The following is a 14,291-nucleotide window of genomic DNA, read 5'->3' as shown; positions in this document are numbered from 1 at the left end:
GGCTGAGGAGGCGCGCCAGCGCCGCCATCCGCTGGCTGAGGAGGCGCGCCAGCGCCGTCTCGAAGCCCCCCGATCGAGGCCTTGCCCGGGTCCCGGCGTGACCATACGCTGCCCGCATGGTGCGACTGGTCTGGGTGATCGCCGTGAGCCTGGTGATCGCGCTGGCGAGCGCATCCGGCATCTCTCCGGGCGCATCGCCCGTCACGGAGTCGGCGAGCGCGGCCGGCACCGACCCCGCGCCGAGCTGGGCGGTGAAGAAGTGGGCATACTCCTGGGGGCACGAGAAGAAGTCCGTCTACACCGTCTACCTGGCCCGGGCCTACCAGAGCTCCCGCGGAACGCTGACCGAGAAGCAGTTCACCCGCGCGTTCACGCGTGCGGCGGACTACGTCGCTGCCGCCTCGAGCGGCAAGCTCACGTTCCGGCTCAAGGCGAGCAAGAAGAGCTGGGTCAGGGTGCCGCACCTGTGCAAGCTCTCGAACAAGGGCAACACCGCGGCGATCCTCGAGAAGGGTCGCGTCGTTCCGCGGTCGGCCTCCTACAAGTCCGCCACGCCCATCGGCATCGTGTACACCGCCGGGTGCGAGGGCACCCGCGGCTTCTGCCCGTGGGGATTCGAGACGACCCAGACGGACGAGGACGGCCTCGCCGCCGACCTCCTGGAGTATTTCAGCACCTACGTGGTCGGCGGCGGGATCGCCCTCAGGGCGAAGGTGAGCACGAACGCGCTCGCGTGTGCGACATCCGGCACGACGGTGCCCCTGAGCGCGCGGGTGCTCGCCGACTGCACCACGAGCGCGTACTACGGAGCACGCAGCGCCATCGACGCGTCGGCGGGCACCGGCACGAGCGCCATCGAGAAACGCGCCTGGGGTCTGCTGACGGGCCCGCAACTCGCCCGCGTCAGCCGAGGCAGTCGCACCGTCACGCTGGTCGCCAACGAGTCGACCGCATCCGGCGTGAAGCTTCTCGAGCTCGGAGCGCCCGGCAGGGCGCCGCACCTCTTCCTCGAGGCCGACACCGTGGGCGGCCGGCCCCAGCTGGTCTCGAGCATCGACCAGCAGCCGAAGTCGAGCACGACGTGGCTGCTCTCGCGCAAGCTCGACGTCACCGTGTCGAACCTCGCGACCAATCCGGCGGCCGCGACCGCCGTGGTCGCCGACGAGGACGACGAGGGCGCCGTCGAGACCGTCACCGACCCGGAGGCGGTGTTCGACATCCCGGACGGCCAGTCCTGGACCTCGCCCGCGCGGTTCGACAGGGGCAGGACGATGCCCGCGTTCCGCATCACCGCGATCTCGCGCACGAGCGGCTCGATCACCGTGCGCATCGAGACCGACCCGGCGGCGTGAGCGTGCGGTGCGGCGGCCCGACCCCGACGCGAGCGGGAAACGCGAGCACGCGCAGCATCCGTCGCGTCGTCGCAGGGGTCACCGGCGCGATGCTCATCGCCGCGACCCTCGTGATGGGGTCGCCGATGCCCGCGCAGGCCGCCGCCTACTGGTCGGACGGCACCGGGATCGAGTACGAGCTGCACGTCGCCACTCACACGGCCACGGTGGTCGGCTACTACAGCACCGTCACCACTCTCGCCATCCCGTCGACGATCACGGCCACGCCCGCCGACGCCTCGCTGCACGGTGACTACACGGTCACCTCCATCGGCCCGAACGCGTTCTACGACAACTCCAACTGCCGCGGCTACGCCTATTACTGCCTGACGAGCGTCACCATCCCGGACACTGTCACCTCGATCGGCTCCACCGCGTTCTGGCACAATCGCCTGGCGAGCGTGAGCCTCGCCACCGGGCTGGTCAGCATCGGCCCGAGCGCGTTCCAAGACAACCAGCTGACGAGTCTCACGCTTCCGTCGTCGGTCCGCACGATCGGTGCCTCCGCCTTCCAGACCAACCATCTGGGGAGCGTGGACCTGCCGATCGGGCTGCAGACGATCGGCGACTGGGCGTTCCAGCAGAACAAGCTGACCGCCGCCGCGATCCCCGGCTCCGTCACGAGCGTCGGCGCGGGCGCCTTCGCCGACAACCAGCTGACCAGCGTGACGATTCCCGACTCCGTCACCGCTCTGGCGCCGAAGGTGTTCGCGGCCAACTACCTTTCCGACGTCACGATCCCGCAGACGGTGACCACGATCGGGGACGAGGCCTTCGCCCTGAATCAGCTGACTGGCGTCACTGTCCCCGACTCGGTGACCGCGATCGGCGCCGCGGCCTTCAACAAGAACAGCCTGGTCAGTGCGCACATCGGCCGCTCGGTGACCTCCATCGGGGCGGACGCGTTCGCCTACAACGACACCCTGGCGAGCGTGACGAATGCCGACGGCGTCACCTCGAGCCAGTACGTCTATCTCGTGGCCGGCGGTGGCGCCACCATTCACCAGTACTTCGGCGACGACCCCGCGGTGGCCATCCCCGGCACCCTGGGCGGCGTTCCCGTCGTCACCATCGGCGACGACGCCTTCGCCTACCTGTCGGTGGCGAGCGTGACGATCCCCGACTCGGTGACGGCGATCGGCGTCGGCGCCTTCGGGTACGGCGAGGCGCTGACTTCGGTGAACATCGGCAGATCGGTGACCTCCGTCGGGGATCACGCGTTCGACGACCAGAGGATCAGCGCAGCGGTCATCCCGGATTCCGTCGTCTCGATCGGCGCCTCGGCGTTCGCCGACGGCTCTCTGACGGCCGTCGCGCTCGGCTCGTCGCTGACGACGATCGGCGATGACGCGTTCTGGGGCAACCACCTCACCGCCCTGGCGATCCCGGACTCCGTCGAGTCGATCGGCCGCGGCGCTTTCGGCTTCAACCAGCTCGCGAGCATGAGCATCGGCCGGTCGCTGACGGATGTCGGCACTGCCGCGTTCGGCAACAACCCGCTGACTTCCGTGAGCTATCCGGACGGCAGCGTCTCGCACGACTACCTCTATCTGGTCAAGGGTGGGACGGCGACGATCCTGCGTCCGCTCGGGACGCCGGGACCGACGGTCCCGGGCTCGCTCGGCGGCGCCCCCGTGACGGCTGTCGCGCCGTACGCCTACTTCACGACGTCGAATGTCGCCTGCCCCGGCCCGCAGACATCGGTGAGCCTCACGCTGCCGGATTCGGTCGTCACGATCGGCGAGGGGGCGTTCCAGTACTCCTGCCTCACCGACCTCCGCCTGGGAGCGGAGCTGACGACGATCGGGGACGGAGCGTTCAGTCACAACGCGCTCCCGACCGTCACGCTCCCCGCATCCGTGACATCGATCGGTTACGCGGCGTTCAATGGCAATCCGCTCACGAGCGCGACCAACCCGGACGGGCTGGTCTCGCACGAGTACGTCTACGCCGGCGCCGGCGGGGGCGTCACGGTCTACCAGTTCTTCGGCAGCTCGACGAACGTCGCGATCCCGGAAGCCTTCGGCGGTGTGCCGGTCACAGCCATCGGCGGCGGCGCATTCTCCGGACAGCCGATCAGCGGTCTGGTCGTCCCGGATTCGGTAGTCGCGATCGGCCGCGCGGCGTTCGAGTTCGATACCCAGCTGACCGAGGCGACGATCGGCAGCGGCGTGACCACGATCGATGACTCGGCGTTCTACGGCACGGTCAAGCTGGCGACCGTGCACTTCCGAGGCGATGCGCCAACGACATTCGGAACGGGCGTCTTCGACGGCGGGTCCAGCAGCCTCGTCCTCCACTACCTCTCCACGGCCAGGTGCTGGACCACGCCGTACTGGAACGGCTACTCGACGTCGCGCGACCCGGCCGACGGCCCCGACGGCAGCTGCGGCACACCCGAGGGCGGCTCAGGAGACAATCCCGGAGATGATCCCGGGAGCGGATCGGGGCCCGGCGGTACGGGCACCGATCCCGGGACGGGCGCGGGCCCCGATTCCGGCGTCCACGACACCGGCACCGGCACCGGCAGCGACACGGACACAGGCTCCGGCGACGCGGCCGACACCACCGGCGCTCCGGCGCCGGCCGACGCCGGTGGCGAGACCGATGAGGGCGCGGCAGGCACCAGTTCGGGAACGGGCTCCGGCACCGGCGCCGGCAGTGGTGCCGGCGCGGCGAGCCGCCGCGCCGTCCTCAAGCGATTCCCCGCCGGCTGGAAGCCGAAGTCGTTCGGGAAACGATCGGGCACGACCAAGGCCGGAAAGACGCTCAAGGTCACCAAGCCCAAGTTCCCGGCCGCGGGGCGGGCCGCCCATCTCGGGGTCACCTACCGGTGGCGGATCGGCTCGAAGGTCGTCGGGACGAAGGCGTCGCTGAAGCTGAAGAAGGCGTGGAAGGGCACCCGGCCCACGGTCACCGTCACGGTCGGAAAGGCCGGCTACGCGACGCTCTCGAAGACGCTCGCCTTCGGCCGGATCAGGTAGCCGCAGCGCGCGCTGTCGGGAGCGTCGTCGCGGTCATGGCCGCGGTCGCACGCCGGCGCCGCTCACTACGCTGAACGGGTGATCGAGTACTCCCTCGCCGACGACCTGGCCCTCGCCCTGAAGCTCGCCGGGGAGGCCGACCTGATCTCGCTCGAGCGCTTCCAGGCGCTCGACCTGCGCGTCACGACGAAGCCCGACCGCACGCCGGTGACGGATGCCGACCAGGCCGTCGAACGCAGCATCCGTGCGGGGCTCGCGGCCGCGCGTCCGCACGACGCGATCCTCGGCGAGGAGTACGGCACCGAGGGCGACAGTCGTCGGCAGTGGATCATCGACCCGATCGACGGCACCGCGAACTTCCTCCGCGGCGTGCCGATCTGGGGCACGCTCATCGCGCTCGCCGTCGACGGCAGGCCCGAGGTCGGGGTCGTGTCGGCGCCCGCGCTCGGCAAGCGCTGGTGGGCGGCATGCGGTCACGGGGCGTGGGGCCAGACTGCCGACGGCCACGCGCACGGACACGAGCCGCAGCGGCTGAGGGTGAGCGGCGTGACAGCGCTCGCCGACGTCGCGCTGAGCTACAACAACATCCAGGGCTGGGACGGCGCCGGCCGCCTCGACGAGCTCGTCGCCCTGCAGCGTGCGGTGTGGCGGGCGCGGTCGGTGGGCGACGCCTGGGCCTACATGCTCGTCGCCGAGGGCCACCTCGACGCCGCGGGCGAGTGGGACCTGAAGCCCTACGACATCGCCGCGCTCATCCCGATCGTCGAGGAGGCCGGCGGTCGCTTCACGTCGCTCGAGGGCGAGGCGGGGCCGTGGAGCGGCAGCGCGCTCGCCACGAACGGTCACGTGCACGAGGAGATCCTCGAGATCGTGCGGGCGCGCGGATGACCCGTCAGTAGTGATATCGGCACGCGGCGATGCGCACGCCATCGCCCGTGACTCGGTACACGAGCCGATGCTCGTCCGTGATGCGTCGCGACCAGCACCCCCGGAACCCGTGCTTCAGCGCCTCCGGCTTGCCGATGCCGTCGTTGCCGTTGCCGTTGCGCCGGATGTCACGAGACTGCGAGAACGAGATGGTGCGCACGCTGGACCGCACACGGATAATCGCCGCCGTAGTCGCGCAACTCGTGCATCGGTCCCGACGATCGCCATGCCTCGTCGTCGATCTCGACGTCGAAGAAATGGCCCACGCGATCGCCGGCCGACGGATAGAGGCTCATCGAAGACGCGGGGGTTCCGGATGCCTCGGGTGTAGTCGATCAACGGAAACGGCTCGCCCGCGAAGCGGAAGTTGACAAGCTCGTTACGACTCGCATAACCGCCAAGAGACGCCACGAATCGTGCGCACGCGTCGCCCCGGCCGACTCCGGCCGCCGGTAGGCTCTCATCCCCGTGTCACAACCCCGCCGCTCCCACTTCGTCGACCTCCGCCCGCTGCGCGAGTCACCGGCGTTCGCACGGCTGTTCGCGGGCTACACGATCTCGGGCATCGGCGCCCAGCTGACGATCGTCGCCGTCGGCCTGGAGGTCTACGACCTCACGGCGTCGACGTTCGCCGTGTCCCTCGTCGGCGTCGTCGCGCTCGTGCCGATGGTCCTCGCCGGGCTCTACGGCGGCATGCTCGCGGACGCGTTCGACCGGCGTCGCGTGCTGCTCGTCTCGGCGCTCGTCGCGTGGGCGGCGACGATCGGCATCGCGGCGCTGTCCTGGCTGAACGTGGAGTCGGTCGCGTCGCTCTACGTGCTCACGGCGGTCGGCACGGCGGCGACGACCGTCTCGGGAACGGCGCGCAGCGCGCTCGAGCCCCGCCTCATCCGTCGCGAGCTGCTGCCCGCGATGGCCGCGCTCAACGGCATCGCGACCGGGCTGTTCATCACGGTCGGTCCGGCGCTCGGCGGCGTGCTCGTCGCCGCGATCGACTACGACTGGACCTACACCGTCGACGTCGTGCTGTTCCTCGCGTCGCTCGCGGGCATCCTGTCGCTGCCCGCCGCGCCGCCGGAGGGCGAGCGGCACGCGCCCGGGCTCGAGTCGATCCGGCGCGGCCTCGCCTTCCTGCGCACCGCCGGCAACGTGCGCCTGTCGTTCGTCCTCGACCTCGTGGCGATGACCTTCGGCCGACCCCACGCGCTCTTCCCCGCCGCCGCGACGCTCGTCCTCGGCGGCGGCTCGGTGACCGTGGGCGTGCTCACCGCGGCCGGAGCGGTGGGGGCGCTGCTCTGCAGCGTGTTCAGCGGACGGCTCACCGGCATCCGTCGCCACGGCCTCGCCGTGGGGTGGGCGATCGCGGGGTACGGCGGGAGCATCCTGGGGCTCGGCCTCGTGCTGCTCGGCGCGGGGACGCGCGGAACGGATGCGGCTCCCGCCCCGGTCGCGCTCGTGCCGCTCGCCCTCGCCGTGCTGTTCATGGCGCTCTCCGGTGCGACGGACAACGTGAGCGCGATCTTCCGTGCGACGATCATGCAGTCCGCGGCGCCCGACGCGATGCGCGGCCGGCTGCAGGGCATCTACATCGCGGTCGTCGCCGGCGGCCCGCGCCTCGGCGACCTGTTCGTGGGACTCGTCGCCCTCGCCGGCGCGATCTGGGCGCCGCCGGTGCTCGGCGGGCTCGCGATCATCGCGCTCATCGCGCTGCTGCTGCGGGCATCCCCGGGCTTCCGCCGCTACGACGGCGCGCACCCGACCCCGTGACGCGCCGGGCCGCCCGCGCCGCGCCGCCCTCTGCGCCGGGCCGCCCGCGCCGCGCCGCACGGTCCCGTTCACGCGCCTGAAACGCGGACCGCGCTAGCGTCGGGCTCGTGATCGAGCGCGTCGACCCGTTCATCGGAACCGAGGCCACGGCGCTCCCCGCGCCCGCACCCGACGGCCTCGCTGCGACCTGGTGGTGGCCCAAGCCGCAGATCGGCAACACCCACCCGGGGGCGACCTACCCGCTCGGCATGGTGTCCGCGTGCGCGTACTCGGGCGCCTATCCGACCGGCTACGGGCGATACGACCTCGCCACCGAGGGCGTGCCGCCGACGATCCACGACGAGCAGCTCGCGAGCGGGTTCACGCACTTCCAGCAGTCCGGGACGGGCGCCATCCGCAAGTACTACAACTACTTCCGCGTGACGCCGATGCTCGAGCCGCTCGACGCCCTCGGCACGCTCTGGCCGCTCACCGACGAGGAGGCCGAGCCCGGCTGGTACGCGGGACGCCTCGGCTCGGGCGTCACCGCCGAGCTGACGGTCGGGCCGAAGAGCGCCGTGCACCGCTACACCTTCCCCCGCCACCACGACGCGCGGGTCGTCATCGACTTCTCGCTCGGCGGCCTCGCGATCCCGTACGGCGTGACGACGCCGCTGCGGGCGCACCTCGAGCAGGTCGGCCCGGGCGTCGCGCAGGGCGAGATCGTCGTCGAGGGCGCCCCGCTCGCGGTCTACGTGGAGTGCGACGCCGACGCCTGGCGCCAGATGCTCTGGTACGACCGGCGGCTCATGCCCGGCGGCACCCGACTCGACTTCGACTACATCCGCCCGACGACGCTGCGCACCTTCGGCCTGATGTGGGCGGGACCGAGCGAGCCCGGGCAGAGCGTCGAGCTGCGCTTCGGGTTCTCGCTGCGCGGCCCCCAGCAGGCGCGCGAGAACCTCTACGCGGACGGCGACCGCGACTTCACCTCGCGCCGCACGAAGACCGCGAAGGTGTGGAAGAAGCAGCTGCAGGCGATCACCGTCGACACGCCGTCGCCCGCGCGGCAGACCGTGTTCTCGACGGCCCTCTACCACTCGCTCATCAAGCCGTGCCTCGCGCCCGACGAGAGCCCGTTCTGGCCGCGCTCCGGCCCGTTCGTCTTCGACATCTCCACGATGTGGGACATCTACCGCACCCAGCTGCCGCTGCTCACCGCGCTGCAGCCCGAGCGCGCCGTCGAGCTCGCGAACGCGCTGCTGACCATCTGCGAGGAGGAGGGCAACTTCCCGATCGGATACCGGATGGCGAAGGGCTCCGACCGCTTCGCCCGCCAGGGCAGCGCGCTCGCGCACACCTTCCTCGCCGATCTCTGCCAGCTCGGCATGACGGGCATCGACTGGGACTCCGCCCTCGTGCACATGCACAATGACCTGCGGCGCACCTACGGCGAGGACTTCCTGCTGACCGGGACCGCCGAGCCGATCAGCCACACGCTCGACATCGCGTTCGGCTACTGGTGCACGGCGAAGGTCGCCGCGCAGGTCGGCGACACCGCCGTGCTGCGCGAGTTCGCGCCGCTCGCCGAGCGCTGGGTGAACGCGTTCGACCCGGCGACCGGTCTGCTCAAGGACTCGACGTTCTACGAGGGCACGAAGTACAACTACTCCTTCCGGCTCGTGCACGACATGGCCGCGCGCATCGCGCTCGCGGGCGGCGACGAGGCGTTCATCGCCCTGCTCGACCGGTTCTTCGGCTACGGAGCGGATGCCGTGGTGCAGCCCGGCGTGCGCCCGGGCGCGGACGAGCTGAAGACCGGGTACGCGCTCGGCCGCTTCGAGGGGCTCAACAACGAGCCCGACATGGAGGCGCCGTGGGCCTACCACTGGGCGGGCCGCCCCGACCGCACGGCCGAGGTCGTGCACGCGATCGTGCACGAGCAGTTCGGCACCGGTCGCGGCGGGCTGCCGGGCAACGACGACTCGGGCGGCCTCTCCTCGTTCTACGTCTGGGCCTCGCTCGGGCTGTTCCCGGTCGCCGGGCAGAACCTGTTCCTGGTGAACGCCCCGTCGTTCGCGGAGAGCCGCCTGCGCCTCGCCGACGGCGCCTTCGTCATCGAGACGACCGGGTTCGTCGAGCCCGTGCCCGGGGGTCCCGTGCAGTACGTGCAGTCCGCCCGGCTCAACGGCGCGCCGCTCGACCGGAGCTTCATCCGCGGCGACGAGCTGCACCGCGGGGGCCGCCTCGAGATCGACCTCGGCCCCGCCCCGTCGGACTGGGGGCGCGCCGGTCGACCGCCGTCCACATCCGTGACCTACACTGACCGCTCCGCCGTCGAAACGCGCTGACGCGGCGCACCGATTCCCACCGACCCGACCCACCCGATCCGCCACCGAGGGGGCCCGCCATGCCGAACCAGACCGATCGCCGACTCGTCATCGTCGTGCGCGCCGATCCGGTGATCTGCGGACACAGCGTCGAGGCCCGCAACCTCGCCGAGGTCGCACTCACCCGCGGCTTCACCGACGTGCGCATCGTCACCTGGCCGATCGAGCGGCTGCAGGCCGCCGGCCTGCCGCTCAAGCCGCTCGATCGCGTACTGCCGTACAGCCCCGGCATCACCGTCGAGCGCCCGGAGCCGGTCGGCGACTACAAGGTCGTCGACGCGCGCTACTACTCGGGGGTGGTCGGCCGTCTCGTCGAGCTGTTCACCGACGGCGTGCCCACCACGTGCATCTCGCTCTACCTCTCCCCGCACACGCTCGCAGTGTCGGATGCCGTGCGCACCGCCTGGTCCACCGGCCTTCCGGTCGACGTGTCCACGGTCGCCGAGGCGGTCGGCTCGGACGTCACGAACGTCGTGCGCTCGTGCGTCGCGAAGGGCGAGATGGGTGCGGCCGCGCAGATCCTCGCGAGCTACCTCGGGCAGGATCACCTCGTCGCGGTCTCCGAGTACACGCGCGAGCTCATCCTGTCCTCGGCGGTCGAGCTCGACGAGGCCGCGGGCACCCGGTTCGCACCCCAGCTCGCGAAGCGCGTCGACGTCTCGTACCCCGCGATCGACACGAGCGCCTACCTCGACCTCGACCCGGCCGAGTTCGAGCGGGTGCTGTCGGCGCGCGGGCTCGAGCGCGACGGCTACGTGCTGTTCCTCTCCCGGCTGACGGATGCCAAGGGCGTCGACGATCTCATCGACGGCTTCGCGCTCTCCGCGGTCCCCGAGCACGTGCGACTCGTGATCGCGGGCCGGGGACCCTCGGAACGGGCTCTGCGGGACCACGCGGCCGCGTCATCCGTCGCCCACCGCATCGAGTTCCTGACGGACGTCGACGACGCCGAGAAGCCGTACCTGATGGCCGGCTGCGCGGCCTATGCGCTGCCGACGAAGCCGCTGCCCGAGTTCGTCGAGACGTTCGGCATCGCGCTCGCGGAGAAGATGCTCGCGGGCGGCGGCCCGGTGATCACGACCGACACGGGCGGCGTGCTCGAGGCGGTCGGCGACACGGCGACGATCGTGCCGGTCGACGACCCGGACGCGATCGCGGCGGCGCTCGACGGGGTCTTCGCGCTCTCGCCGACCGAGCTGCTCGAGCGTGAGACCGCGGCACGCGCGTTCGCGCTGCAGTTCGACCGCGAGGTGGTCTTCGACCGGATGATGGCGGGCCTCGAGCGCGCCCAGCGCAACGTCACCGCCCCGCGCACGGAGCCCATCCGCCTGCCGATGTAGCGCCGCGTTCCCGCCCGAGCGGTCGCCTGCGTCGCGACCACTCGCCACTCGCGAACCGAACGCGGCCCCGCGAGACCACGCGCGGCGGGCCGGCTCGCTACCCTACGAACATGCGCTTCGACACGGTCGTCGGCGGCGAGACGGGTCACCCGGTCGCCCACGCCGACATGGCCCGCCAGGCCCGAGAGCTCGAACGGCTGGGGTACGGCGGCATCCACGTCACCGAGCTCACCCACGACGCGTTCGTGAGCGCGACCGTCGTCGCCCTCGCCACCGAGCGCGCCGAGGTCGGCACCCAGATCGCCGTCGCGTTCGCCCGCAACCCGATGACGGTCGCGGTCGCCGCCCGGGACCTGGCCGACCTGTCCGGCGGACGCTTCTCGCTCGGCCTCGGCACCCAGGTCGCAGCGCACATCATCCGGCGCTTCTCGATGCCGTGGTCGCGCCCGGCCGCGCGCATGGCCGAGTTCATCGCCGCGGTGCGCGCGATCTGGTCGTCGTGGCAGACCGGCGAGCGGCTGCGCTTCGACGGCGAGTTCTACCGCCACACGCTCATGACGCCGGCGTTCTCCCCCGGCCCAGCGCCGCACGGACTGCCGCCGATCCACCTCGCCGCGGTCGGCGAACGGATGGCGCACACCGCCGGCCGGCACGCGGACGGCGTGCTCGTGCATCCGTTCTCGACCCCGCGGTACCTGGCCGAGGTGCTGCTGCCCGCGGTCGACGAGGGGCTCGCGGCGGCCGGGCGCGACCGCGCGGACTTCGTCGTCAGCGCTCCGCCGTTCGTGGTGAGCGGTGCGACGGATGCGGATCGCGCCGCCGCCGCGGACCAGGTGCGATCGCAGATCGCCTTCTACGGGTCCACCCCGGCGTATCGCGGCGTGCTCGAGCTGCACGGCTGCGGCGAGCTCGCCGACGCCCTGCACGCGCTCAGCGTGAGCCGCGACCCGGACGCGTGGCGGCGCATGGCCGACCTGATCGACGACGACGTGCTCGGAGCGTTCGCGATCGTCGCCGCACCGGACGAGGTGCTGCCCGCGATCGAGCACCGCTACGCGGGCCTCATCGACCGCGCCGCCGTCGGCCTGCCCGCGGGAGTGCGGCCCGCGGACTGGGCGCGCGCCCTCGCGCCCTGACCGTGCCCCGCCGGTCGAGCCCACCCGCTGGTCGAGGAGCCCGCGAGCGCAGCGAGCAGGCGTCTCGAGACCACCCGCTGGTCGAGCTCCACCGCTGGTCGAGACCACCCGCTGGTCGAGGAGCCCGCGAGCGCAGCGAGCCGGCGTCTCGAGACCACCCGCGGAACCGCGTGACGAGCGAATGGTCTCGAGACGCGTCCTCGCTGCGCTCGGGCGCTCCTCGACCACCGGAATATACGGATTCGCTGCGCTCGGGCGCTCCTCGACCACCGGGGGACGCCGCACCCCACCCGCTGGCCGAGCCCCACCGCTGGTCGAGGAGCCCGCGAGCGCAGCGAGCCGGCGTCTCGAGACCACCCGCGGAACCGCGTGACGAGCGAATGGTCTCGAGACGCGTCCTCGCTGCGCTCGGGCGCTCCTCGACCACCGGGGCCCGCGTCCTCGCTGCGCTCGGGCACTCCTCGACCACCGGAATATACGGATTCGCTGCGCTCCGGCACTCCTCGACCACCGGGGAGCGTGGCCTCGCTGCCCTGGCTACGCCGCCGCGCCGCCGATGTTCACGAGCCAGCTGATGCCGAAGCGGTCGTCGAGCATGCCGAACTCGTCGCCCCACGGGGCACGCTCGAGCGGCACGCTGATCGTGCCGCCGTCGAGCAGACCGTCCCAGTACCGGTGCAGCTCCGCGGACTCCTCCGCCGAGCCGCTGATCGAGATCGCCGACGCGGTGGGCGCGGCCGGCAGCTCCATGTGGTTCGGGGTGTCGGCGGCCATGATCGTGAATCCGGCCGGCGTGGTGAGCTGCGAGTGCATCACGCGGTTCGCCTCGGCCGGGTCCTCGGTCATGCCGAACTCGCCGAACGTCGAGATCGTGAGCTCACCGCCGAACACCGATCGGTAGAACTCGATCACCTCGCGCGCGGTGTCGCGGAAGTTCAGGTAGGGGTTGAGCGTCGCCATGGTCGGCCTCCTCGTCGGCTGGTGAGGCAACGCTAGCGCCGCCCCGCGACACCGGGGTAGCCGCCCCACGACACCGGGGTGGCCGCCCCGCGAACGCCGCGGTGGACGGTGAGCGCCGCATCCGTGCTACGGTCGCCTCGTGCAGTTCCGCTGGTATGCGTATGACGTTGGCTCTCCTCGAGCCGACGGTCGCATGCGCTGACCGCGGAGGAGCAGAGCCAACGGGCACGGAGCGATCCGTGCCCTTCGTCCTTAACAGGCGTGGCTCGCTCGGGTCCCGCCGCAGACCCGGGAGCCCGACCATGAGCACCACCCTCGCCGCGCCGTCCACGACGCCGACGTCCACCTCCGACCTGCGCATCGCGGGGTTCGAGCCGCTGCCGCGCCCGCGCGACCTCACCGCGCGCCTGCCGCTCGGCGACATCCGTGCCGCGCTCGTGGCGCGCAGCCGCCGCGAGATCGCGGACGTGCTCGCCGGCCGCGACGACCGCCTGCTCGTGGTCGTCGGCCCGTGCAGCGTGCACGACCCGGATGCGGCGCTCGCGTACGCCCGCCGTCTCGCCGCCGTCGCCCGGCGGCACCGCGACCGCCTGCTCGTCGTCATGCGCGTGTACTTCGAGAAGCCGCGCACGACGGACGGCTGGAAGGGCCTCATCAACGATCCGCACCTCGACGGCTCGCACCGCGTCGCGGACGGGCTCGCGATCGCCCGCCGCCTGCTGCTCGACGTGCTCGACACCGGGCTGCCGGTCGCGTGCGAGTTCCTCGAGCCGACCACGCCGCAGTACATCGCGGATGCCGTGAGCTGGGGCGCCATCGGCGCGCGCACGACGGAGAGCCAGGTGCACCGGCAGCTCGCGAGCGGGCTCTCGATGCCGGTCGGCTTCAAGAACGGCACGGACGGCGACCTGCAGGTGGCCGTGGACGGCTGCACGGCGGCGAGCCGCCCGCAGGTGTTCCTCGGCACCGACGACGAGGGGCGCGCCGCGATCGTCTCGACGCTCGGCAACGAGGCGGTGCACGTCATCCTGCGCGGCGGACGCGGCGGCCCGAACTCCGACAGCGCCTCGGTGACGGATGCCGCCGCCCGCGTCGCGCGGGCCGGCTTCGCACCGCGGGTGGTGGTCGACGCGAGCCACGCGAACAGCGGCAAGTCGTGGGAGCGTCAGGTCGAGGTGGTGCGGGAGCTCGCCGACCAGGTCGCGGCGGGCGATCCGATCGCGGGGGTCATGATCGAGAGCTTCCTCGTCGAGGGACGGCAGGAGCTCGACGCCGTGCCGCTCGTCGTGGGGCGCTCGGTGACCGACGCGTGCATCGGCTGGGCGGACACGGCGACGCTGCTGGGCGAGCTCGCGGCCGCCGTCGAGCGCCGCACGGCCGCACCGGTGCTCGTCGCGCGGTAGATCTCGCGGTGGTC

10 protein-coding genes are annotated in these 14,291 nt (G+C 72.0%); 8 read left to right on the top strand and 2 right to left on the bottom strand.

Going from position 1 to position 14,291, the window contains the following annotated elements; genetic code table 11:
- Positions 1-116 precede the first annotated feature (116 nt).
- The 3 genes from QT381_RS14085 (at position 117) to QT381_RS14075 (ending at position 5,263) form a co-directional block, all read left to right on the top strand.
- A complete protein-coding gene (locus QT381_RS14085; RefSeq protein ID WP_289249670.1) occupies positions 117-1,352 on the top strand; it encodes a hypothetical protein in 1,236 nt (411 codons plus the stop codon).
- Positions 1,349-4,375, top strand: a complete 3,027-nt coding sequence (locus QT381_RS14080; protein ID WP_289249669.1) for a leucine-rich repeat domain-containing protein — start codon at positions 1,349-1,351, stop codon at positions 4,373-4,375. Before QT381_RS14085 ends, QT381_RS14080 begins: the two co-directional genes overlap by 4 nt.
- Before the next feature lie 78 nt (positions 4,376-4,453).
- Complete coding sequence (locus QT381_RS14075; protein ID WP_289249668.1) at positions 4,454-5,263, top strand: inositol monophosphatase family protein; 810 nt, start codon at positions 4,454-4,456, stop codon at positions 5,261-5,263.
- 4 nt (positions 5,264-5,267) lie between these two features.
- Here the strand turns inward: QT381_RS14075 and QT381_RS14070 are convergent, their stop codons facing one another.
- Positions 5,268-5,462, bottom strand: coding sequence for a Txe/YoeB family addiction module toxin (locus tag QT381_RS14070; protein WP_289249667.1), 195 nt, complete (start codon positions 5,460-5,462; stop codon positions 5,268-5,270).
- Between the two features lie 308 nt (positions 5,463-5,770).
- Between QT381_RS14070 and QT381_RS14065 the strand changes: the two genes are divergently transcribed.
- From QT381_RS14065 to QT381_RS14050, 4 genes are all read left to right on the top strand, one after another.
- Positions 5,771-7,069, top strand: coding sequence for an MFS transporter (locus QT381_RS14065; RefSeq protein WP_289249666.1), 1,299 nt, complete (start codon positions 5,771-5,773; stop codon positions 7,067-7,069).
- Positions 7,070-7,176: 107 nt separating this feature from the next.
- Positions 7,177-9,399, top strand: coding sequence for a glycoside hydrolase domain-containing protein (locus tag QT381_RS14060; RefSeq protein ID WP_289249665.1), 2,223 nt, complete (start codon positions 7,177-7,179; stop codon positions 9,397-9,399).
- Between the two features lie 59 nt (positions 9,400-9,458).
- On the top strand, positions 9,459-10,778 hold the full coding sequence (locus QT381_RS14055; RefSeq protein WP_289249664.1) for a glycosyltransferase family 4 protein: 1,320 nt from the start codon (positions 9,459-9,461) through the stop codon (positions 10,776-10,778).
- A gap of 110 nt (positions 10,779-10,888) precedes the next feature.
- Entirely contained in the window at positions 10,889-11,914 is a 1,026-nt protein-coding gene (locus QT381_RS14050) for a TIGR03617 family F420-dependent LLM class oxidoreductase (RefSeq protein ID WP_289249663.1), read from the top strand.
- A 537-nt stretch (positions 11,915-12,451) separates the two neighbouring features.
- On the opposite strand, the gene QT381_RS14045 is transcribed toward QT381_RS14050, so the two are convergent.
- Entirely contained in the window at positions 12,452-12,874 is a 423-nt protein-coding gene (locus QT381_RS14045) for a VOC family protein (protein WP_289249662.1), read from the bottom strand.
- A gap of 302 nt (positions 12,875-13,176) precedes the next feature.
- Between QT381_RS14045 and QT381_RS14040 the strand changes: the two genes are divergently transcribed.
- A complete protein-coding gene (locus QT381_RS14040; protein WP_289249661.1) occupies positions 13,177-14,277 on the top strand; it encodes a 3-deoxy-7-phosphoheptulonate synthase in 1,101 nt (366 codons plus the stop codon).
- Positions 14,278-14,291 lie beyond the last annotated feature (14 nt).

Source organism: Galbitalea sp. SE-J8 (assembly GCF_030345695.1).
Lineage (GTDB): Bacteria > Actinomycetota > Actinomycetes > Actinomycetales > Microbacteriaceae > JAUASV01.
This window is presented reverse-complemented; position numbering and strand designations above follow the sequence as displayed.